Raw genomic sequence first — 20233 nt, forward strand, 5'->3', positions numbered from 1 at the left:
CCGTGCGAGCTGAGCGGAGGCGAAGCCTCGCCTGCCCAAGAGGCCACGCCATGCTGAACCGCTTCACCGGCGACTATCTCGAAGCCCTCGGCCTCCCGGATTTCGCGCCCCGCCCCAAGGTCTCGGGCCGTCTGGCTTCGTTCGACGGCCTGTTGATGGAGGCCGTCGGCCTCACCGTCCCGGTCGGGACCGTCTGCCAGGTCGGCGATTCCCGTGCCGCGGTCGAGGCCGAGGTGATCGGCTTCCGCAATGGCCGCACCCTCTTGATGAACTTAGGCGGCCCCGCCGCCTTGCTCCCGCAAGCCCCGGTCCGTCCGCGTGGCGCGCCGGGCGAGGCGGAGGTCGGCGCGGCGATGCTCGGGCGCGTGGTCGATGGCACCGGCAACCCGATCGACGGGCTTGGCCCGATCCGGGGTGCCGGGCGCTGGCCGCTCGCGGGGAAGATGCAGTCGCCGCTCGATCGCGGGCGCGTGCTCGAACCGCTCGATGTCGGCGTCCGCGCGATCAATGGGTTGCTTACCGTCGGCCAGGGCCAGCGGATCGGGATCATGGCGGGTTCGGGCGTCGGCAAGTCGGTGCTGCTCGGGATGATCGTCCGCGCAGCACAGGCAGACGTGATCGTCATCGGGCTGATCGGCGAGCGTAGCCGCGAAGTCGCCGACTTCCTCGAAACCAAAGTCGCGGGCGCGGCGCGCGCGCGCTCGGTCGTCGTCGCGGTACCGGCCAACCATTCGCCCGTTCTCCGCATCCGCGGCGCGTTGCGCACCCACGCGATCGCCGAGGCGTTTCGCGCCGAGGGCAAGAAGGTCCTGCTCATCATGGACTCGCTCACCCGCGTCGCGCACGCCGGGCGCGAGATCGGCTTGGCGCTGGGCGAGCCAGCCTCGGCGCGCGGCTATCCGCCGTCGGCGATCGCGATGCTCCCCAACCTCATCGAACGCGCGGGCGTCGACGTGCATAGCGGCGGGTCGATCACCGCGATCTATACCGTGCTCGCGGATGGCGACGACGGCAACGATCCGGTCGTCGACAGCGCGCGCTCGATCCTCGACGGGCACATCGTGCTGTCGCGGCAATTGGCCGAACGCGGGGTCTATCCCGCGATCGACATCGGTCCCTCGGTCAGCCGCGTGATGACCGACATCGTCGACAAGCCGCACCAGCGCGCCGCGCGCGTACTGCGCCGTTATCTCGCGACCTATGAGGAGAATCGCGATCTCGTGCTGATGGGCGCGTATCGTTCGGGCGCGGATCCTGCGATTGACGCCGCGATCGCATGCCATCCGGCGGTGCTCGAATATATCAAGCAGGACCCCGACGAGACCGTCTCGCTCCCCGATGCTGCGCTCGAACTGATCGGCGTGTTCGGCGATGCCTAAGTCCAAGCTCGACCGGCTGCTGCGCGTCCGCACGTTGCAACTGGGGCTCGTCCAGGCCGACGAAGCGCGCGCGCGCGACAAGGCACACGCCGAGACGACGCTCCACGGCCGCATCGTCCAGCTGTCGCAGAACGTCGCACCCACGGTCGCCCCGATCGGCGCGTCCGCGCTTGGGGCCGCCGCGCATTTCCGCGAACGCCTTCACCGCTCTGCCGAAGCCGCCGAGGGGCGTTTGCGCGCGGCGAACGCCGTCGCCGCGCGTGCCGTCGAGGCGACCCGCGAGGCGCGCCGCGACCAAAGCGCGATCGAGAAACTGATTGCGCGCGCGGATGCAGAGGCCGCGCTCAAGGAATTGCGCGAGATGGAAGCAATGCCGCCGACCCGCGTGATCCGGCACGATCCTTGCTGAACCGCTGACGGGTGCCGCTTCCGGCCCCGCTGGATGCCTGCATGACCGACCTGACCACCCTGCTGTTCCCGACTGCCACGGCAGCATCATCGCTTGCACCCGCTGCACCGGTGTCGGTGACGGGCGCGCCCGGCATGGCGGGACAGTTCGCGCAGACGCTGGGGGACATGCTGGCAGGGACGACACCGGTCACCATGCCCGCCGCCGCACCCGCCACCGTCACCGGCAGCGGCACCGTGCCGCCCAATCCCGCGCTGCCGCTCCCTGTTCTGGGCTTGGTGGGCCCCTTGCCAACTGGCAAGCTGCTGGCAACCGGCATGATCGACCGGCAAGCGCTTGCCGACGACGGCAACGCGGTGCCTGCCGAACCCGCGCTCCAGCTTCTCGCCAACCCGGCATGGCGCGCGACCGTCGTCGCGCCGGCGTCCCCGCCCCGCCCCCCAATATCGTTGCGCACCGCGCTCGAGCGTGCCGCCGCGCAGCTTGCAACGCCCGTCGCCGCGAAAGCGGCGCGCGGCGCGAGCACGCTGCCGCCCGGGGATGCCGCCGCCGAGGAAGCTGACCCGGGATCGGTCCTGTCCGACCCGGCGACTCCCGATCCCTTGCCCGCGCCGTCGACGCTCGACCTGCCCGCCAGCGTACCTGCGACACTGCCGATCGCTATGCCCCACCACGACCGCACCAGCGATTCGGACCGGAAGAAGGACTCGCCCGGTTCGGTCATAGAAACGGCGATCGACCATGCGGCTGGCACCCCAGCTGCCATCGCCGCGCGCGCCGTCGCGACGCCAGCAATGCCGACGCGCCCGCCCCTGCCAACGCACGCCAGCGCCGACCCCGCCCCGGCGACGCCGCTGATCGACAGCCCGGTCCGTGATCTGGCGCTTTTCGCATCGGCCAGTGCACAGACGCCAGTTCCGCAAGAACGGGCGACCGCCCTGCCAGGCCCGCAAGACACGGCGAGCCCGACGCTACCCGCTACGATGCGTGCGTCGCGTCCGCTGCCAACGGACCGTGCGATCCTCACCGCGCTCGGGGCGCTCCCCAATCCTGCGCGCGACACCAGCGCGGAGACGGCGTTGGCCCCTACCGTCGTGGGCGCGGTGCCCGAAGCCGCACCACAGGTGGCGCCGACCGCGAACGCGCAAGGCGCCTCCAACGCGGCGCAACCGCCCGCCGCCAACGCAGCGTCGGCGCAATTCCCGGCGACATCCGCGCGCGCCACCGCGACGATCCTCACGCCGGAGGCCGGGCGTGCCGCCGCCCCGACGCACGATGCGCCTGCACGCAATGACATCGCGCCGGTCCGGCTCGACCGAAGCGTCGCGCCGCCGATCGCCGTAACGAACACGCCGCAACCCGCCGGGCAGGTCTTCGCCGCCGCGCTCGCAACCGCCGCGACGTGGCGAGACCGCCCCGCCGCCGAGCGGACCGATCCCGCAGCCCCCACGCCGCCGATCGGCCTCGCCACCACGATCGGCCTTGGCGGCACAACGCCAGTCCAACCCACCGGCGACGCGCAGCGTGCCCCGCTCGACCTCACGCAGGATAGCGGCGTGCAGCGGATGATCGACCACATCGAAGTGCTCCGCGACGGCGCCGATTCGCGCGACACACGCATCCGGCTCGTCCCCGATGCGCTCGGCAGCGTGGACGTTGCGGTGCGGCAGGTCGGCGAGCGAATCCACGTCAGCTTCACCGCCGAGCATGAGGCCACGCGCGCGCTGATCGCCGATGCGCAACCGCGCCTGACCGAACTCGCCGCCGAACGCGGCGTGCGGATCGCCGGCACTAGCGTCGCGACCGACGCCAGCCCGGGCGGATCGCAATCTGCAACGCAGGGACAGGGCCAGTCCCAAACCCAGTCCCAGTCCCAGTCGCAACCGCAATCCCAGTCGCGCCCCAACGCTCCGCAACAGCCGCCTCGCGCGGCTGCACGGGGGCAACGCGACGCCGAACCCCCCGAGGACCAGCGCCTCGCCTAACCCCCAAGGAAGCAGAGCATGAGTGAGATCGTCGAAGAGAAAGCGAAAAAGAAGAAGAGCGGGATGATGAAGATCATCCTGATCGTCGTCGGGCTGCTGGCGCTGGTCGGCGGCGGTGTCGGCGGCACGCTGTTCGCGGTTAACGCCGGGCTGATCGGCGGCGGCGGCAAGCATTCCGAACCCGAAGGCCCACGTCTCGTCCCCAAGAGCGAGCAGAAGCGCGTCGGTGAAGGTGGCGAGGGCGGTGAGGGCCATGCCACCGCGGGCAACAAGCCGCCGATCGGCACCGGCGGAGACAAATACGCGTCCAACTACTACGCGATGGAAAAGGAGTTCACCTCCAACCTGCAGGACAGCGTCCATTTCGTCCAGGTCGGGGTCGCAGTGTCGACGCCCTATGACGATTCGGTGATCGAGAACATCAAGACCAACGAGATCGCGGTGCGCTCGTCGATCCTGATGGCGCTTGGCGACACCACCGAGGAACAGGTCTTCACCAGCGAGGGCAAGCGCCAGCTGGAGCGTCGGGTCGCCAAGGCAATCAACGATACACTCAAGGAAAAAGAAGGATTTGGGGGAGTCGGTAACGTTTACTTTACCAGTTTTGTTGTTCAGTGACGCATGGTTAACGAGGCATCAGCAACGGCGGACGAACGCCGCGGACGGGCACGGGGTGCGGGTGCTGGCGGGAGCGCGCAGCACGTCGCGCTCGGGGCCACCAACCTCAATCCGTTCGGCGATCTGCACACCGTCCAGCATCTGTCGGCGCGGCTCGCGCGCGGGGTGCGCGGGGTGTTCGAGCCGTTGCTGCGCCGCGAATGCCGCACTTGGGCCGAGCCGCTCGTCGTCCAGCGGCTCGCCGATTACCGCGCGGAACGCCCCGACGGGCTGACCGCGTGGCTGCCGATGGCAATGGCGCTCGGCGGCGCACCCGCGGGCCAGGCGCTCGCGGTGCTCGACGGACGGTTCGTGCTCGAACTGCTCGACCTGTTCTTCGGCGGCACGGGGCACGCCCCGGCGCAACTCCCCGCCGAATTCACCCCCGCCGCCGAAGTGATGGTGACGCAACTCGGCAAGCTGCTCGCCGAGCCGATGCGCGCCGCGTGGGAACCGCTCGCCCGCCTGACGTTCACTGCGGGGCATCTCGAGCTCAACCCCGCGATGCTCGCGGATCTCGATGCGGACGATGCGCTGGTCATCACGCGCTTCGGCATCGCGGTCGATACCGCCAAGCCGGTGTTCCTCGACCTGCTCTACCCGGTCTCTGCGTTGAAGCCGCACGGCCCGTCGCTGACCGGAAAGGTCCACGGTAAGACCGCCGAGCCCGACCCGAGCTGGCGCAACGGCCTCACTCGCGCGGTGATGGACGTGCGCTTCCCGATCCGCTCGGTGCTCGCCGAGCCGATGGTCTCGCTCAGCCTGCTGATGGGGCTCAAGGAAGGCGACGTGATCCCGATCAACGTCGGGTCGGACGTGCCCGTGATGGTCGGCGGCGACCGGCTCGCGCTCGGCACCGTCGGCACGTCGAACGGCAAGGCCGCGATCAAGCTCAACACGATTTGTTACGACATCGACAGCGACTTCAGGGGCGATTTGCAATGAGCGACATGAGTTCAACCCCGTCGAGCGGCTTCCCGCTCGATGCCAGCCTGGCCGCGAACTTCCGCTTGTTGCAGGATGTCGACGTCAAGCTGACGGTCGAGATCGGCTCGACCTCGCTGACGCTGCGCGAACTGCTCGCTTTGGGCGAAACCAGCGTGATCGAGCTCGACCGCCAGGCCAACGAGCTGCTCGACGTGCTCGTCAACGGCACGCTGATCGGTCGCGGCGAAGTCGTGATGGTCGGCGATCGCTTCGGCGTGCGCATGACCGAGCTGGTTTCCCCTGAGAAGCGGGCCTGACGCGCGATGATGTGGTCCTATGTCCTTAAGCTCGTCATCCTGCTCCCGCTGGTCTGCGGGTTGATGATCGGTTGCCTGTATCTGTGGCGTCGGTTCGAGGCGCGGATGCCCGGGCAGCCCGCCAACCGTCTGCTCAAGGTCACCGAGACGATGATGATCTCGCCGACCGTGCGGCTCGCGGTGCTCGATTTCGAAGGGCGTCGGCTACTGGTCTCGGTCAGCCGCACCGGGATCACGCTGGTCGATCGCGGGGGGCCGTCGGCGTGATCACGAGCGTTCGTTTCGACTGCCGCAAGCTGCTGCTCGTGGCGCTCGCGATCCTGTTCGCGGTCGTCCTGGCGCATCCCGCGCTCGCCCAGACCGCCGCCGCAGCGGCCGCACCCGTTGCCCCCGCCCCCGGCGTGGGTGACGCGGCGGATCGTGCGCTGAAGGATCTCGGCGGCGGCAACGCGCCCTTGTCGCTCAGCCTTCAGTTGCTGATCGTCATGGGCCTGCTGACGATCCTCCCCGGCATCCTGCTGATGATGACCAGCTTCACGCGGATCATCATCGTGCTGTCGATCCTGCGCCAGGCATTGGGGCTCCAGCAGACCCCGCCCAACCAGGTGCTGGTCGGCCTGTCGCTGTTCCTGTCGTTTTTTATCATGGCGCCCGTCATCAGCCAGATCAACGCGGTCGCGATCCAGCCCTATTCCGAGAGCCGGATCGGCGCGACCGACATGATCAAGGCGGGCGGCGTTCCCTTGCACGCCTTCATGGCGAAGCAGACGCGCAAGAAGGACATCACGCTGTTCGCCGGGATCGCCAAGAGCGGACCGTACCAGAATGCCGCGGACATCCCCTTCTCGGTGCTGCTCCCCGCGTATGTGACCAGCGAGCTCAAGACCGCATTCCAGATCGGTTTCCTGGTCTTCCTCCCCTTCATCGTGATCGATCTCGTCGTCGCGACGGTGCTGATGTCGCTCGGCATGATGATGCTGTCGCCGACGATCATCTCGCTCCCGTTCAAGCTGCTGCTGTTCGTCCTCGTCGACGGCTGGGCGCTGACGATGGGGTCGCTCGCCAATTCGTTCGTGAGCTGATTCGATGGATGCGGAATATTTCCTGACGGTCGCGCATCAGACGATGTGGGTGCTGGCACTGGCCTCCGCGCCGATCCTGATCCCCGCGTTGCTCGCGGGGCTGCTGACCGGCATGATTCAGGCGGCGACGTCGATCAACGAGCAGACCTTGTCGTTCGTGCCGAAGCTGATCGTGGTGGGGATCTCACTGCTGGTGTTCGGCTCGCTGATCATCGGGCTGCTGAGCGATTTCACGATCGGCATCTTCGAACGGATCCCGGATCTGGTGCGCTAAAGGATGTGCGTATTCCCCTCCCCGTGTTCCTGCGAAGGCAGGAACCCAGAGCCGCGCGAACCAACACCCGTTGATTTGCGAGACTCCTGGACTCCTGCCTTCGCAGGAGAACGGCGAGAGTTGTGCAAGACCCCAGCCAAGCCCGGAATGACGGTAAGACAAGTGGTATCCCAATGGGCCCGCTAGGCCTCGGCCTCTCGATCGAGCCCCAGATGTGGGCGTTGATCTTCGTCATGGTCCGGATCAGCGCGGCGTTCATTGCGGCACCCGTGTTCAGCGCGGTGTCGATCCCGCTGGTCGTGCGCGTCTCGCTGTCGGGGGCGATCGGCGTGCTCGTGCTCGGGTCGCGGACCATCACCCCGCCCGAACACATCTTCGCGCTCGCCACGATCCTGGCGGTCGCGGCGGAGGCGCTCGTCGGCCTCGCGATCGGCTTCATCCTGCAGATCGCGTTCGCCGCGCCGGCGCTCGCCAGCGAATTGATCGGCACCTCGATGGGGATCGGCTTCGCGTCCGCGATCGACCCGCAGAACGGCAAGTCCACCCCCGCGCTCGGCCAGTTCTTCACGATGATGCTGACGCTGCTGTTCCTGAGCGTCAACGGCCACTTCGTGCTGGTCGAGATGATCGTCAGATCCTACGACGCGCTGCCCCCAGGCGCCGCCTGGCTCAAACCCGCGCAGCTCGAGAACATTGCCTTGTTCGGCGGCTATACCTTCCTTGCAGGACTCCTGCTTGCGCTGCCGGTCGGGTTCTTGCTGCTGTGCCTCAATCTGATCGTGGGGATGATCTCGCGCTCGGCCCCGTCGCTCAACCTGTTCGCGGTCGGCATGCCCGCCAGCCTGGCGGTCGGCGTCATCGCGCTCGCCATGGCGTTCCCGACGATGGGGGATTACATGCTCGTGATCGTCCAGGAAGGCCTCGCTGCCGCGCAGAAGCTGGTCCTCGGCTGATGTCGGAGGAAGGCGGCGAACGGACAGAAGCCCCAACCGCGAAGCGCAAGCGCGACGCAGTCGAAAAGGGCGACATCCTCAAATCCCGGGAGTTCGCCACCGCGCTCGTCATGCTCGCCGGCATGGCCTGGCTCGCGCTGATGGGGCCGTCGCTGGTCGGTGCGTGCAAGGAGATCATGGCGGCGAGCTTCTCGTTCGACCACCGCGACATCGAGGATTTCGAGCCGTTCCGCCCGCTTGCGCAAAGCGGTTGGAAGATCGCGCCAGCGCTGATTTCCTTACTCGCGATCAGCTTCGTAGCGGCGATCCTCAGCCAGGCGGGGCTCGGCTATCTCGGCTTCAACGCCTCGCTGCTCGCGCCCAAGGCATCGCGGATCAACCCCGCATCCGGATTGAAGCGCATTTTCGGGCCGCAGGGGTGGATCGAACTCGGCAAGGCGCTGCTCAAGGTCGCGTTGCTCGGCAGCATCGGCTGGTATCTCCTGGGGCAGGTCGCGCACATGTCGATGGGCCTGTCGTCGAGCAGCTTCAGCACCGCGGTCGCCACGTTGACGGGGACGTTCCTCACCGTGTTGTTTACCATGGCGTTCGGCATGGTCGCGATCGCCGGGATCGACGTCCCGCTCCAGCTGTTCCAGCGCCTCAGCAAGCTGCGCATGTCAAAACAGGCGATCCGCGACGAAAACAAGGAAACCGAAGGCTCGCCCGAAGCCAAGGGCGCTCTCCGCCAGCGCCAGCGCGAGATGTCGATGCGCAGCATGCGCAGCAGCGTAGCGGAGGCGCACGTGATCCTCACCAACCCGACGCACTTCGCGGTCGCGCTGCGTTACGATCGCGAGAACGATCAGGTGCCGGTCGTCGTTGCCAAGGGCCGCGGCGTGGTGGCGCTCGCGATCCGCGAACTGGGTGCGGAAACGCGGATCCCAGTGCTCGAATATCCCGCACTCGCCCGCGCGGTCTATTACACCAGCCGCGAGGGGCAGGAAGTGCGCGACGACCTGTATGTCGCGCTGGCGACGGTGCTGGCGTTCGTGTTCGGCCTCAACGCCGAGGCGGGTGGCCTGCCGCCGCCGATCTTCGTCCCCGAAACCGCGCGCTTCGACGAGAATGGCGTGAAGACGGCGTAAGCCCACCTTCGGCTGCGAAAAACCCCTAAAGTTTTCCCCGCCCCAGCCGTTCTACCATTTAGACCAAGCGACGGGACCGACCGCATGACGACGACGACCGCCACGACCGGATCGACCACGATCGGCCAGTCGCTGCTCAACTCGCTCAACGCGGGGTCGGGCGTCGATACCGCCAGCCTCGTCGCCTCGCTCGTCCAGGCGCAGTTCGCGTCCAAGAACCTCCAGCTCACCAAGCAGGATACCACGCTCACCGCGCAGATTTCGTCGGTGGCGAAGGTGCAGAGCGCGATCACCAGTTTCTCTTCAGGGCTCAACACGCTGGTCAAGGGCGGCAGCCTCCAGACCCAGCCGACCAGCAGCGATACCAGCATCCTGACAGCCAGCGCGCTGTCGGGCGCCAAACTCTCGGGGCTGTCGGCGTTCGTCGAGGTGACGCAGCTCGCCACCGCGCAGACGACGACGAGCACGACCAAGTTCGACAGCCGCAGCGCGACCGTCGGCTCCGGCACGCTGACGCTGACGCTCGGCACCGCCAAGGACGCGGCGGTCTCCGGCTTCACCACCAGCGCCACGCCGATCAAAGTCACGATCGATTCGACCAACAACACGCTCGACGGCATCGCCAAGGCGATCAACGCGGCGAACAGCGGCGTTTCCGCGACGATCATCACCGATACCGACGGCAAGGCCCGTCTGTCGTTGAAAGGCCCCACCGGCACCGACAAGGCGTTCACGCTCAGCGGGGATTCGACCGGGCTTGCGCAGCTCAACGTCGGCGGCAGTGCCCCCGCAAGCACGATCACCGCCGCCGCGGGCAACGCCAAGCTCTCGCTCAACGGCACCCCGGTCGAACGCTCGAGCAACACGATCAGCGATCTGGTCGACGGCGTGAAGCTGACGCTTTCCAGCGTCACGACGGCAGGCAAACCGGTCGTGCTCGGCAGTTCGACCCCGACCGCGGGCCTCACCCAGGCGGTCACCGATTTCGTCGACACCTACAACCAAATGCTCGCCGAATTGAAGACCGAGACCGACGTCGCCTCCGGTCCGCTCAAGAACGATTACAACGCGACCAACCTGCTCCGTTCGCTGCGCGGGCTGACGCTCACCCCCCTCACCACCGGCGGCGCGGCGGGCGCGCCCGGCACGCTCGCGGCAATCGGAGTCAAGACCAACAAGGACGGCACGTTGAGCGTCGACCAGACCCAGCTCACCGCCGCCCTTACCAAGACCCCCGACGCGGTCGAGGCGCTGTTTGCCGATGGCACCGGCGCATCCGGCGGCGGGATCGCGGCGGCGCTCAGCGCGATCTCGACCGCGGCGGTCAGCAACAAGGTCGTCATCAACGGCCGGACCGAAACGACCGGCCTCGTCGCCAGTACCGCGCTCTACACCGCCGCCAAGACCAAGGTCAGCGCCGCCGAGGAAAAGGTCACGTCCGACACCGCCGCCTATCAAGAGCGACTGACCAAGCAATATGCCGCCTCGGACGCGAAGGTCGCCGCGTACAAGGCGACCCAGACGCAGCTCCAGAACCAGATCGACCAGTGGAACAAGTCGGGCCAATGACCGTCGCCTACGCCTCCCCCTTCGGCCGCAACCCGGAAGCGACCTATCGCCAGATCGAAGTCGCCGGCCAGACCGCCGAGGCCGACGGTCCCGCGCTGGTCCAGTTGCTCTACGACCAGGCGATCCGCGCGTTGCGCGGCGCCGCCTGGGCCGCGGAGAACGGCAATTACAAGATGAAGAGCGACAAGGTGACGCGCGCCACCGCGATCCTGTTCGCGCTCGAAGCCGGGCTCGATTTCGACAATGGCGGCACGGTCGCCCCCGCGCTCGCCCGGCTGTATGCGGGGACGCGCATGACGGTCGTCAACGCCGCGGTCGGCAACGACCCCACGCCGTTCCGCGACGTGGCGGACACACTCGACGAGATCGGTCAGGCGTGGCGCACCGTGCGCGCGGCGTAGGGCCGGCGCAGGAAGGGCAGCCCCGCTACCCGAACCACCGTTTCGCGCTGAAATAGCCGATGATCCCTACCGTGATCGCGATGCACACGCCGCCGATCACGTCGAACGCCCACGGCTCTTTGGCGAACGGCAGTCCCTCGACGTTCATCCCGTACAGCCCGGTCAGGAACGTCAGCGGCAGGAAAATGAGTGCCACGATCGAAATCAGCAGCGAGCGCGAATCGATCTGTTCCGCGCGCAGATCGGTCAGCGCCTCGTGCATCAGCGCGGAGCGTTCGCGGATCGCCTCCAATTCTTCCGCCATCCGCGCGGCACGATCGGCGGCCGACGTCAGGTGCAGCCGGTCGTCGTCGTGCAACCAGTCGCACGGCAACGCCGCCAGTTTCTCGAGCGCGGCGCGCTGCGGCTGGACGAAGCGGCGATAGCCGATCGCGGTGCTCCGCACCTTGGTCACCTTGCGGCGCAGTTCGAACACCTTGTCCGCGTCGAGATCCGCCTCGCAATCGTCGAGCTGATCGCCCAGCTCGCCCACTTCGGGGTCGAGCTCCTCGGTGATCGCGCTGGCGAATTCGGCGATCAGGTCGCCTGGGTCCGCGATCGTCCCGCCCTCGACCGCCTTCACCACGTCGTCCACCGCGGTCAGCGTGCGTCGCGTCACCGAAAACACCCGCCCCGCCAGCGCGTAGATCCGCACCGACGCGAGCGGGTCCGACGTCGTCATCTCCTCGTTCGATCGTCCGCGCAGATTGAGGAACGCGCCCTCGCCCAACGCATCGCAGCGCGGGCGCGATTCGGTCGTGGTCAGGACGTCGACGACATAGTCGGGCAAGCCGGCGGTCTCGCTGAGCCAGCTTTGCGCCTGCTCGTTATTGCTCATCAGGTGGACCCAGATCAGCTCGCCGGTCGCGTCCATAGCCGCCTTGATGTCGAGCCGCTCGGCCTTCGCATTCGCGACCCGGTAGGCAAACCCGCTCACGGCAGCTGCATCCAAATCGTCAGCCCCGCGTCTTGCGCGGTCGGCGGCACTTCGGACACGATCCGCACCGCATCCGCGCGCGACCGGTCGAGGATCGCAGACGGCGTCGCGGCGGGCGCATAGATCCGGTCGGCGAGCGCCAGCGCGCGCGCCTGCCCCAGCGTCAGGTCATCCGGATCGGCCGACGTCAGCCGGATCGTCACCAGCCGGTCGGGCGAAGCGGTCGCATCCACAAGCCACCCCGGCACCGCCTCGGGCGCCGCCGTCAGCGGATCGAGTGGCCCGCCCTGCGCAAACGCCCGCCCCAGCGCACGACGGCGATCATCCAGCGCGGGCAGCACCAGCCGGATCGCGCCGCGCATCGCGTTCAACCGGTCGGCGAGCGGTCCCAAAGTCGCGGGCAGCATCGCCTCCAGCCGTTGCCGCAGCGCCGCCGCCAGCCCCGCCGACGCACCCCCCGTCCCGATCGCGATCAGCACCGGGCTGCGGTCGATGATCGCGGGCAGCGTGAAGTCGCAATCGTCGGGCCGGTCGACCGCATTGACCAGCACGCCGCGCGCCTTCAACCGATCGATCGCGCCGCGCGCCTCCAGATCATCCTCGATCGCCACGATCGCAAGCGACGCGGTCGCCGCCTCGTCGACGATCATCGCGCCCGCACGCTCGAGCAGACGCCGCTTGGCATCGGCGGGTTCGCCCTCGCCGAGCAACATCACCGGCCGCCCCGCGAGCCGGACGAACAGCGGAAGACTGTGGAGCGTCATGCCGTGGGCTTGAGCCATTCGGGCAGGCGTTCGGCGGCAAGGATCGTCTCGGGGTTGATCCGGTCCGCGACCACCGCGAAACGATCGCCGTCCACGAGAACCTCGGGCACCAGCGCGCGACTGTTGTACGTGCTCGCCATCGTCGCGCCGTAAGCGCCCGCGGTGCGGAACACCGCGAGATCGCCGCTCACCACTTCGTCGATGTCACGCCCCATCGCGAAGGTGTCGCCGCTCTCGCACACCGGACCCGCGATATTGGCCATCATCCGCCGCCCGTTCGGGCGCACCGCCGCGAAATCATGCCACGCATCGTACAAGGCGGGCCGCGCGAGATCGTTCATTGCGGCATCGACGATGACATAGGGGTTGGTCACCCCCGGCTTGACCCAGATGACCTTGGTCAGCAGCACGCCGGCATTGCCCGCGATCACGCGCCCGGGCTCGAACATCAGCGTCACCCCCCAGTCGCGCGTCACCCGCGCGACCATCGCACCGAAGTCGGCGGGGCTCGGGAAGACGTCGCCCTCGCGATACGGCACGCCGAGCCCGCCGCCGAGATCGATCCGGTCGATCGTGTGCCCAGCACCGCGCAATTCGGCCATCAACGCGCCGACCCGCCGATACGCCGCTTCCATCGGCGCAAGATCGCCCAGCTGGCTGCCGATATGCACCGCGATCCCGCGCAAGTTGAGCCCGGGCAAGCCCGCCAGCCGCCCGAAGATCGCGGGTGCCTGGTCGATCGGCACGCCGAACTTGTTCTCGCGCTTGCCGGTCGAGATCTTGGCGTGCGTACCCGCATCCACGTCCGGATTGACGCGGATCGTCGCGTTTGCGGTCACGCCACGCTCGGTCGCGAGTTGCGCGAGGACGACGCCCTCTTCCTCGAGCTCGAGGTTGAACTGGCCGAGCCCGCAATCGAGCGCGCGGACCAGTTCCTCGCGCGTCTTGCCGACGCCCGAGAACACCACGTCCTCCGCCGGAATCCCCGCCGCCAGCGCACGCGCGAGTTCGCCGCCCGAGACGACATCCGCGCCGTACCCCGCATTGGCGAGCAGGCGGAGCACCGCGAGATTGGGGTTGGCCTTGATCGCATAGGCAAGGTGGACGTCGCCCGCCGCTGCCAGCCCCTCGCGGAACACGCGCGCATGCCGCTGGAAGGTCGCGGAGGAATAGACATAGACGGGCGAGCCGACTGCCTCGGCGATCGCCGGCAGCGGCACGCCCTCGCAGTGCATCACGCCGTCAACGAGAGCAAAATGATCCATGAAATCAGCCGATCAATTGGGCGGGGGCAAGTCGAATTCGTCGCCGCGCCGTTCCTGGGAATTCTTCAGCAGCTCATCGCTGCGTTCGGGTCGGGCCTGGTTGCTGGGGGTCAGCAACTGCGTGGGTGTCGGTGTCGCCTTGGCCCCATAAGGCGCGACCGGGAGCGGCTGCCCCTCCGCCGGTTTGAGCGCGGAGGACGCGCCACAGCCCGACAGCAGGAGCGCAGCCCCCAACCCAGTTACCAAGCGTTTCATCGATGCGATCCTTCCCGCGCCGCCGCCACCGCGGCGCGCACGTTGCTGGGGGCGGTGCCACCGAAGCTCGTCCGGCTCGCGACCGAGGCATCGACGCTCAGCACGTCGAACACGCGCGCGTCGATGCGCGAATCGATCGCCTGCAGATCCTCAAGCGACAGTGCATCGAGCATCACGCCCAGCGTTTCCGCGCGGCGCACCGCTTGGCCCGTGATGTGATGCGCCTCGCGGAACGGCACGCCCGCTTCGCGCACCAGCCAGTCGGCCAGATCGGTCGCGGTCGCGAAACCCGATTCGGCGACCTGCCGCATCCGCTCGGTCTTGAACGTCGCGCTCGCGACCATCCCCGTCATCGCGGCGATCGACAGTTCGAGCAGGTCGTGCGCCTCGAACACCGGCGGCTTGTCGTCCTGCATGTCCTTGGAATAAGCGAGCGGCAGGCCCTTCATCGTCACCATCAGCGCGGTCATGCACCCGAGAATGCGGCCCGCGTGCCCGCGCACCAGCTCGGCGGCGTCCGGGTTGCGCTTCTGCGGCATGATCGAGCTGCCGGTCGACCATTGGTCCGACAGCGAGACGAAGCCGAACGGCTGCGACGCCCACAGCACGAATTCCTCGGCGAGCCGGCTGAGATGCAGCGAACATTGCGTCGCGGCGGTGAGGTAATCGAGCGCGAAGTCGCGGTCGGATACGCCGTCGAGCGAATTGCGCGTCGGCCCGTCGAACCCGAGCGCCTGCGCGGTCATTTGGCGGTCGATCGGGAAGCCCGTCCCCGCCAGCGCCGCCGACCCAAGCGGGCACAGGTTCCCGCGCGCGCGCGCATCGGCAAAGCGGCTGCGGTCGCGCGCGATCATCTCATGATACGCCATCAGATGATGCCCGAGCGTCACCGGCTGCGCGCTTTGCAGATGCGTGAAGCCGGGCATCACGCTCGCGGCATGTTCCGCGGCGCGGGTCAGCAGCGCATCCTGGAACTGGCCGAGCGCCGCATCGACCTGATCGATTGCGTCGCGCACCCACAGTTTGAAGTCGGTCGCAACCTGATCGTTGCGCGAGCGTGCGGTGTGGAGCCGCCCCGCGACCGGCCCGATCGCCTCCGCGAGCCGCGCCTCGGTCTGCATGTGGATGTCCTCGAGGACCATGTCCTCGGTCACGCCGTGTTGGGCATAATGCGCGGCGACCGTGTCGAGCCCCACCGAAATCGTCGCGGCATCCTCGCTCGAGACGATGCCCTGCTGCCCGAGCATCGCGACATGTGCCTTGGATCCTGCGACATCCTGCTGCCACAGCCGCTTGTCGAACGGGATCGAGGCATTTATCGATCGCATGACCGCAGCCTGACCCTCGGCAAAGCGCCCGCCCCACATCGCATTGGATGTTTCGTTCATGTCTGCATCGACCATCTCTTCGTTCCGCTTGGCGATCGTCCCGGTCCTGCTGCTAGGGCTCGTTGCGGGTTGCGATAAGCAAGTCTCGGGCAACCGGCAAGCGGAGGCGACGCCGACGGCATCCGCGCCGGTCGCGGCAGCCCCAAAAGCCGACAAGATCGACCGCACCCACAAGGGCGATCCCGCGCCGTCGGTCAGCTTCGAAGGCCCCGACGGCAAGCCGATGACGCTCGCGCGCTTCAAGGGCAAGCCGGTGCTGGTCAATCTGTGGGCGACGTGGTGCGGTCCGTGCGTCAAGGAAATGCCGACGCTGGACGCCGCCGCCGCCGACATCACCGTCGCCGCGATCAGCCAGGACAAGGACCGCCCGACGATCGACGCCTATTTCGCCAAGAACGGGTTCAAGCGGCTGAAACCCTATCTCGACAAGAACGTCGCGCTGAGTGTCACCTATGAGGCGAGCCTGCCGATGAGCATCCTGTTCGATTCGACCGGCCACGAAGTCTGGCGCTCGACCGGCGGGATGGACTGGACGAGTGCCGAAGCCAAGGCGCTGCTGGCGGAGGCGAAGTAACGGCGCTCCGCCTCCTCCCCCCCCCGTTCGCCCTGAGCGAAGTCGAAGGGCCTTGCGCGACGCATGGGGCTTCGACTTCGCTCAGCCCGAACGGGAGGGAGTGCGTGGTGCGGTTGACTTACAGGCAGCGCGAATCCCGCTCCGGCGCACCCGCCCCACGCGTCTTCCACGCGCCACCCGGCGCGCGATACTTGTCCCCCGGCGACGTCTTGGCGATCAAATTGCATCCGGACGTGAATGCGAAGTCCTCGACCGTCGCATTGTTCGCCGCCGCCTCGCGCGTGTAGACCGACTTGCGCTGGATGTTGACGTGCGCGACCAGCGCCGACAGCGCGGGCGTCGACGCGCCGACCACGCCCAGATACCCGTCGGGCTGCTCGCCGATCTGCCCGGCGGCGCGCGCCGCCTTCCAGTCGTCCTGCGCGAGCGCGACGCCGGCGGTTCCCAACAACACTGCCGCGGCGAGCATCGCCGCCATCTTCCACGTACGCATCAGAAAATCCCTGGGTTTGACTGGATCACCGTCTTGGCCTGATTGTCGAGCCGGTAGACGACCTCCTGCTTCACGTTGATGTTGAGGTTGATCTCGATCGGCTTGTCCGGCGCATTGATGCTGACACAACCCGTCAACGCCATCGTCAGGCCCGTGATCGCTATCGTCCATTTCATGCGTGTCGTGGTCGGTCGTCCCATGTCCGTCGTCAATCCTGTTTCGCTCATGGCACGATCCTGCTTTCCGGAGGCTGAATAACAGGCGGCTCCACCGTGGGGGCTTTCGCCTGCTTGTCCTGTTCCAGCAGCAAGCTCGGAAGATTGCGCTCGATCAGGCGTTTGGGGTCGTAAAAACTCTGTGCCGAATCAATCAGCTGGCGGAACGGCGCGCTGATCCGGATATTGAACACCAGCGGCAGCTTCTGGAGCCGGTCGAACAGGAAGTTGCGCTTCGCGCCCTTGCCCTGGCTGATCCCCGAGAATTTGACCTGAGTCAGCATCTCGCCCGCCAGCGGCCCGTTCATCACCAGCGACAAATTGCGATAGCGCAGCGCCTTGAGCGACTGGAACGCATAATTGCCCCAGAATCCAAGATCCTTCTGCGATAGCTCGCCGACATAGGCGATCGACCCGCCGCCGGGGCGCACCACCAGCCGCCCGTCGGTGATTCGCCCGCCGGTCGCATCGAACACCATCGGCAACACTCCGTCGAACACGCCGGTCGCATCGAGATTCTTGAAATCGAACTGCTGAAGGAATTGCGCCGCTTCCATCCCGCTCACGTGGAAGGTCATCCGCCGCTCCTGCGCCGATCCGAAATCGAGCACGGTCGGGTCGAGTCGCAACGATCCCCCCGCGAACGGCCAGCGCCCGTCCTCGATCGCGATTCGCGTCCCCGGCAACAACTGATAGCGGATCGTCCCGTCGGTCACCGCGACCCCCGGGTTGATGCTCTTGATCGTCACCACTTGCCCCGGCGCGGTCGCCAGCGCGAGCAGGTCGGTGAAGCGCAGCTCGCCCGCAACCCCCGTCACCGGGCCGAAGGCGGCGGCGAGATCGGTGTTGGCGGTGCGGAACACGCCGTCGCTGGTCAAGTCCTTCGGGCTCCAGCGGATATGCCCTTCGCCCGTAATCGTCCCCACGACATCGGCCACCACGCCCAGCGTGAGCGGCGTGAGCAACTCGGGCTGGAACTTCGGCCCGAATGTGAGTCCTGGCACGGTCAGATCGGCATGGCCGGTGCCGGGGGTGAGATCATGGACGATCGCGACATCGGCGACCCGGACATTCTGCGTCGGCTCGTACAGCGCGCCACCCGCGGTGATCCGGCCCGCCTTCAACGCCAGCGTCACGTCGCGCGCCGCCATCGGCCGGAACCGCGCGACCGCCGCCGCATCCGCCACCGCCATCGTACCATCGAGCGACAGCACGCCGCCCCCGAACCGCCAGCCGCCCGCAGCGCCCGACAGCACCAGCGGCACCGCCCCGATCTGCCCACCAGCCCCCGTAAAGCGCCCGCCAAGTCCGCCAGCCGCCAAGCCTCCGGAAAGGTCGGCGATATCGAGCCGTGTCACGCGCTCGGGCGCGCCCAACCGCAGCGCGACGCCGGTCACGCCGAACCGCCCGTCCGCAAGCATCCACCCGGCATGATCGAGCGCAAGCGACACCGGCGACGCGCCAAGGCTCCCCGCCAGCCGCGCGTTCCCGATCCGCCCTCCGCCGCCCAGCTTCCCACCGGCGAGGCGCACCAGCGCCCCGTCCTGCGGGCACACCGTCACCGCCGAGCGCGGCAGATCGAGCCCGTTGGTCTGCAGACGCGCGAACCCGATGGCCGAACAACCGGGATTGACCGTCACCGTGCCCTGACCGTCCCAGCGCGCATCGATCGGCAGCGCGAGCGCATCGACTCGCCCGTCGCCGATCGGTCCACTCAGCGCCACGCGGGTCGCGATATGGCTCGCACCATTGCCCCCGGCGGAAAAAGTCACCGGCGCCAGCTCTAAGAGCGCATTCCCCGCCGCATACGGCGCGACCACCGCGCGCCCGACGATCGGCGCGCCCGGTCCGGCTTGCGCGATCGTCGCGCGCACCGACGGAAGCCCGCCCCCGGAAACGACCGCATCGCCCTGAATCCGCAAACCGCCCGGCCAGCGATAGACGACCCCGCTGTCGCCCGACACCGTCGCCTGCACGCCGGACGCACTCGCCACGTCAAGCCGCGACACGACGATCTGCCCGTGCTTGCCGTCGATGATCGCAGAAATTGCCGCCGTCGCGTCGATCGAGCGTCCGGCGGCTTGCAGCGCGTCCCCCAACCGCGCGGCCAGCGGCGCGATCGGCGTTCCCGCTCCCACAGCGCGCAACGGTGCTACGCGCGCGAGCAGCGCGGCGGGGACCGCGACCCGGTCGGCGCGCACCCGCCCATCGAACGCGAACCCGTCATCGGCATAGCGATATCGCCCCGTGACCCCCGCCCCGCCAGCGCGGACGTCCGGCGTGGAAATCGCGGCCGACGCCAGGTCGACCGATCCGGACACATCGTCCATCGATCCGACGAATGCGACGGGCCCGGTCACGTGGCGTACCTGCACGCCGCTACCGCTCGCCGCGTCCACCGCCAGCCGCGCCTTGCCCTTGAAGTGATCGAGCGTCAGCCCGAGCGCGAGCGTCAGGTCGGCGCGCGCCTTGGCAATTTGCACGTCGCCGCACGTCCCACGCGCGATCGCGACGGGCCCCGCCACACTCGGCCGCGCCGCATCGATCCGCAGCGCGAGCGCCGCATCGAGCCCGGCGATCGTGCACCGTCCAAAATCGAGCGCCACGGCGCGCGCCCCGAGCGTACCGCGGAAGCCGTCGTTCAACTGCCCCTGCCCGGCAACCTGCAGCGCCACCGGACCGTAAGGCGTCGTCAGCGCAATCCGACCGTCGGCGATTGCCGCACGGACAGCGGGCAGCGCGAACGGCTTGCCCGATGGCGCTGGCAACAGCCGATCGATTGCCCCGAACGACACTTTAGCGTCCTTCAACGTCGCGCGCAGTGCAACATGCCCGGCGCGAACCGCCCCGACCCCGACGCCCGTAAGCCCGAGCGTGGTATCGACCTCGACCCAGTCCGCGACCAGATCGGGTCGTGCGGGGTCGCCGATCCGTACGTTGGTCAGCCGCTGTGTATGCAGGCCGATCTGCGCGACCTCATACCGCGCGGGCACGTTGGCAGCGCGCAGCGCGTCATCGATGAAATGCTCGGCCACGCGCTTGCGCTCGACCCACAAGACCGCCAGCAGCACGATGACCAGCAGCAGCACGCCAAGCAGGATCCAGCGCCCCACAGGGCGACGCCGCTCCGTCACCACGGGCGAGACCGATTCCTCGGGGATATCGTCCGTCACGCCGTCATCATCACCCGCAGTGCTTGCGCGGCGACCTTAGCCGCCCGCGC

Annotated in this window: 22 protein-coding genes; 14 read left to right on the forward strand and 8 right to left on the reverse strand. The window is 68.1% G+C overall.

Features of this window, described 5'->3' with window-relative positions; all coding sequences use genetic code 11:
• Positions 1-50: 50 nt before the first annotated feature.
• From QBJ92_RS15050 to QBJ92_RS15110, 13 genes are all read left to right on the forward strand, one after another.
• On the forward strand, positions 51-1379 hold the full coding sequence (locus QBJ92_RS15050; RefSeq protein ID WP_277970517.1) for a FliI/YscN family ATPase: 1329 nt from the start codon (positions 51-53) through the stop codon (positions 1377-1379).
• On the forward strand, positions 1372-1788 hold the full coding sequence (locus QBJ92_RS15055; protein WP_277970518.1) for a hypothetical protein: 417 nt from the start codon (positions 1372-1374) through the stop codon (positions 1786-1788). Before QBJ92_RS15050 ends, QBJ92_RS15055 begins: the two co-directional genes overlap by 8 nt.
• 41 nt (positions 1789-1829) lie before the next feature.
• A complete protein-coding gene (locus tag QBJ92_RS15060; protein ID WP_277970519.1) occupies positions 1830-3773 on the forward strand; it encodes a flagellar hook-length control protein FliK in 1944 nt (647 codons plus the stop codon).
• An 18-nt stretch (positions 3774-3791) separates the two neighbouring features.
• Positions 3792-4391 (forward strand): flagellar basal body-associated FliL family protein, encoded by a 600-nt coding sequence (locus QBJ92_RS15065; protein WP_277970520.1) that lies wholly within the window; start codon positions 3792-3794, stop codon positions 4389-4391.
• Between the two features lie 3 nt (positions 4392-4394).
• On the forward strand, positions 4395-5375 hold the full coding sequence (locus tag QBJ92_RS15070; RefSeq protein WP_277970521.1) for a flagellar motor switch protein FliM: 981 nt from the start codon (positions 4395-4397) through the stop codon (positions 5373-5375).
• Positions 5372-5674 carry a flagellar motor switch protein FliN gene (gene fliN, locus QBJ92_RS15075; protein WP_010161280.1) on the forward strand — a complete coding sequence of 101 codons (303 nt, stop codon included), beginning with the start codon at positions 5372-5374 and terminating at the stop codon, positions 5672-5674. Before QBJ92_RS15070 ends, fliN begins: the two co-directional genes overlap by 4 nt.
• A 6-nt stretch (positions 5675-5680) precedes the next feature.
• Entirely contained in the window at positions 5681-5941 is a 261-nt protein-coding gene (locus QBJ92_RS15080; protein ID WP_277970522.1) for a FliO/MopB family protein, read from the forward strand.
• Positions 5938-6756, forward strand: a complete 819-nt coding sequence (gene fliP / locus QBJ92_RS15085; protein WP_277970523.1) for a flagellar type III secretion system pore protein FliP — start codon at positions 5938-5940, stop codon at positions 6754-6756. The genes QBJ92_RS15080 and fliP overlap by 4 nt, the downstream gene beginning before the upstream one ends.
• Before the next feature lie 4 nt (positions 6757-6760).
• Positions 6761-7030, forward strand: a complete 270-nt coding sequence (locus QBJ92_RS15090; RefSeq protein ID WP_277970524.1) for a flagellar biosynthetic protein FliQ — start codon at positions 6761-6763, stop codon at positions 7028-7030.
• Positions 7031-7203: 173 nt separating this feature from the next.
• The gene (fliR, locus tag QBJ92_RS15095) at positions 7204-7983 is read left to right on the forward strand and encodes a flagellar biosynthetic protein FliR (RefSeq protein ID WP_277970525.1); all 780 of its coding nucleotides are present in this window, start codon (positions 7204-7206) and stop codon (positions 7981-7983) included.
• On the forward strand, positions 7983-9110 hold the full coding sequence (locus QBJ92_RS15100; RefSeq protein WP_277970526.1) for an EscU/YscU/HrcU family type III secretion system export apparatus switch protein: 1128 nt from the start codon (positions 7983-7985) through the stop codon (positions 9108-9110). Before fliR ends, QBJ92_RS15100 begins: the two co-directional genes overlap by 1 nt.
• A gap of 84 nt (positions 9111-9194) precedes the next feature.
• Positions 9195-10679, forward strand: a complete 1485-nt coding sequence (gene fliD / locus QBJ92_RS15105; RefSeq protein WP_277970527.1) for a flagellar filament capping protein FliD — start codon at positions 9195-9197, stop codon at positions 10677-10679.
• The gene (locus QBJ92_RS15110) at positions 10676-11080 is read left to right on the forward strand and encodes a flagellar protein FliS (protein WP_277970528.1); all 405 of its coding nucleotides are present in this window, start codon (positions 10676-10678) and stop codon (positions 11078-11080) included. Before fliD ends, QBJ92_RS15110 begins: the two co-directional genes overlap by 4 nt.
• Before the next feature lie 25 nt (positions 11081-11105).
• Here the strand turns inward: QBJ92_RS15110 and QBJ92_RS15115 are convergent, their stop codons facing one another.
• From QBJ92_RS15115 to argH, 5 genes are read right to left on the reverse strand one after another with little or no spacing between them, the layout of a single operon-like run.
• Positions 11106-12056 carry a zinc transporter ZntB gene (locus QBJ92_RS15115; protein ID WP_277970529.1) on the reverse strand — a complete coding sequence of 317 codons (951 nt, stop codon included), beginning with the start codon at positions 12054-12056 and terminating at the stop codon, positions 11106-11108.
• On the reverse strand, positions 12053-12820 hold the full coding sequence (locus QBJ92_RS15120) for a precorrin-2 dehydrogenase/sirohydrochlorin ferrochelatase family protein (protein ID WP_277970530.1): 768 nt from the start codon (positions 12818-12820) through the stop codon (positions 12053-12055). The genes QBJ92_RS15115 and QBJ92_RS15120 overlap by 4 nt, the downstream gene beginning before the upstream one ends.
• Positions 12817-14085, reverse strand: a complete 1269-nt coding sequence (gene lysA, locus QBJ92_RS15125) for a diaminopimelate decarboxylase (protein WP_277970531.1) — start codon at positions 14083-14085, stop codon at positions 12817-12819. The genes QBJ92_RS15120 and lysA overlap by 4 nt, the downstream gene beginning before the upstream one ends.
• 12 nt (positions 14086-14097) lie before the next feature.
• Complete coding sequence (locus tag QBJ92_RS15130; RefSeq protein WP_277970532.1) at positions 14098-14340, reverse strand: hypothetical protein; 243 nt, start codon at positions 14338-14340, stop codon at positions 14098-14100.
• Positions 14337-15707: an argininosuccinate lyase gene (argH, locus tag QBJ92_RS15135; RefSeq protein ID WP_277970561.1), complete on the reverse strand. Its 1371-nt coding sequence runs from the start codon at positions 15705-15707 to the stop codon at positions 14337-14339. The genes QBJ92_RS15130 and argH overlap by 4 nt, the downstream gene beginning before the upstream one ends.
• Before the next feature lie 19 nt (positions 15708-15726).
• On the opposite strand from argH, the gene QBJ92_RS15140 reads away from it, so the two are divergent.
• Positions 15727-16302 carry a TlpA family protein disulfide reductase gene (locus QBJ92_RS15140; protein ID WP_277970533.1) on the forward strand — a complete coding sequence of 192 codons (576 nt, stop codon included), beginning with the start codon at positions 15727-15729 and terminating at the stop codon, positions 16300-16302.
• A 118-nt stretch (positions 16303-16420) separates the two neighbouring features.
• Here QBJ92_RS15140 and QBJ92_RS15145 read toward each other — a convergent pair whose 3' ends face one another.
• From QBJ92_RS15145 to QBJ92_RS15155, 3 genes are read right to left on the reverse strand one after another with little or no spacing between them, the layout of a single operon-like run.
• Entirely contained in the window at positions 16421-16795 is a 375-nt protein-coding gene (locus QBJ92_RS15145; RefSeq protein WP_277970534.1) for a YdbL family protein, read from the reverse strand.
• The gene (locus QBJ92_RS15150) at positions 16795-17022 is read right to left on the reverse strand and encodes a YnbE family lipoprotein (RefSeq protein ID WP_431358417.1); all 228 of its coding nucleotides are present in this window, start codon (positions 17020-17022) and stop codon (positions 16795-16797) included. Before QBJ92_RS15150 ends, QBJ92_RS15145 begins: the two co-directional genes overlap by 1 nt.
• Positions 17019-20183, reverse strand: a complete 3165-nt coding sequence (locus QBJ92_RS15155; RefSeq protein WP_277970535.1) for a YdbH domain-containing protein — start codon at positions 20181-20183, stop codon at positions 17019-17021. Before QBJ92_RS15155 ends, QBJ92_RS15150 begins: the two co-directional genes overlap by 4 nt.
• Between the last annotated feature and the right edge of the window lie 50 nt (positions 20184-20233).

It is taken from the genome of Sphingomonas echinoides, from assembly GCF_029623395.1.
Taxonomy (GTDB): domain Bacteria; phylum Pseudomonadota; class Alphaproteobacteria; order Sphingomonadales; family Sphingomonadaceae; genus Sphingomonas; species Sphingomonas echinoides_A.

Bases quoted from the DNA above. Each gene is read 5' to 3' on its own strand.
- QBJ92_RS15050 (WP_277970517.1), top strand. From the start codon at position 51: ATGCTGAACCGCTTCACCGGCGACTATCTCGAAGCCCTCGGCCTCCCG.
- QBJ92_RS15055 (WP_277970518.1), top strand. From the start codon at position 1,372: ATGCCTAAGTCCAAGCTCGACCGGCTGCTGCGCGTCCGCACGTTGCAA.
- QBJ92_RS15060 (WP_277970519.1), top strand. From the start codon at position 1,830: ATGACCGACCTGACCACCCTGCTGTTCCCGACTGCCACGGCAGCATCA.
- QBJ92_RS15065 (WP_277970520.1), top strand. From the start codon at position 3,792: ATGAGTGAGATCGTCGAAGAGAAAGCGAAAAAGAAGAAGAGCGGGATG.
- QBJ92_RS15070 (WP_277970521.1), top strand. From the start codon at position 4,395: ATGGTTAACGAGGCATCAGCAACGGCGGACGAACGCCGCGGACGGGCA.
- fliN (WP_010161280.1), top strand. From the start codon at position 5,372: ATGAGCGACATGAGTTCAACCCCGTCGAGCGGCTTCCCGCTCGATGCC.
- QBJ92_RS15080 (WP_277970522.1), top strand. From the start codon at position 5,681: ATGATGTGGTCCTATGTCCTTAAGCTCGTCATCCTGCTCCCGCTGGTC.
- QBJ92_RS15090 (WP_277970524.1), top strand. From the start codon at position 6,761: ATGGATGCGGAATATTTCCTGACGGTCGCGCATCAGACGATGTGGGTG.
- fliR (WP_277970525.1), top strand. From the start codon at position 7,204: ATGGGCCCGCTAGGCCTCGGCCTCTCGATCGAGCCCCAGATGTGGGCG.
- QBJ92_RS15100 (WP_277970526.1), top strand. From the start codon at position 7,983: ATGTCGGAGGAAGGCGGCGAACGGACAGAAGCCCCAACCGCGAAGCGC.
- fliD (WP_277970527.1), top strand. From the start codon at position 9,195: ATGACGACGACGACCGCCACGACCGGATCGACCACGATCGGCCAGTCG.
- QBJ92_RS15110 (WP_277970528.1), top strand. From the start codon at position 10,676: ATGACCGTCGCCTACGCCTCCCCCTTCGGCCGCAACCCGGAAGCGACC.
- QBJ92_RS15120 (WP_277970530.1), bottom strand. From the start codon at position 12,820: ATGACGCTCCACAGTCTTCCGCTGTTCGTCCGGCTCGCGGGGCGGCCG.
- lysA (WP_277970531.1), bottom strand. From the start codon at position 14,085: ATGGATCATTTTGCTCTCGTTGACGGCGTGATGCACTGCGAGGGCGTG.
- QBJ92_RS15130 (WP_277970532.1), bottom strand. From the start codon at position 14,340: ATGAAACGCTTGGTAACTGGGTTGGGGGCTGCGCTCCTGCTGTCGGGC.
- argH (WP_277970561.1), bottom strand. From the start codon at position 15,707: ATGTGGGGCGGGCGCTTTGCCGAGGGTCAGGCTGCGGTCATGCGATCG.
- QBJ92_RS15140 (WP_277970533.1), top strand. From the start codon at position 15,727: ATGTCTGCATCGACCATCTCTTCGTTCCGCTTGGCGATCGTCCCGGTC.
- QBJ92_RS15145 (WP_277970534.1), bottom strand. From the start codon at position 16,795: ATGCGTACGTGGAAGATGGCGGCGATGCTCGCCGCGGCAGTGTTGTTG.
- QBJ92_RS15150 (WP_431358417.1), bottom strand. From the start codon at position 17,022: ATGAGCGAAACAGGATTGACGACGGACATGGGACGACCGACCACGACA.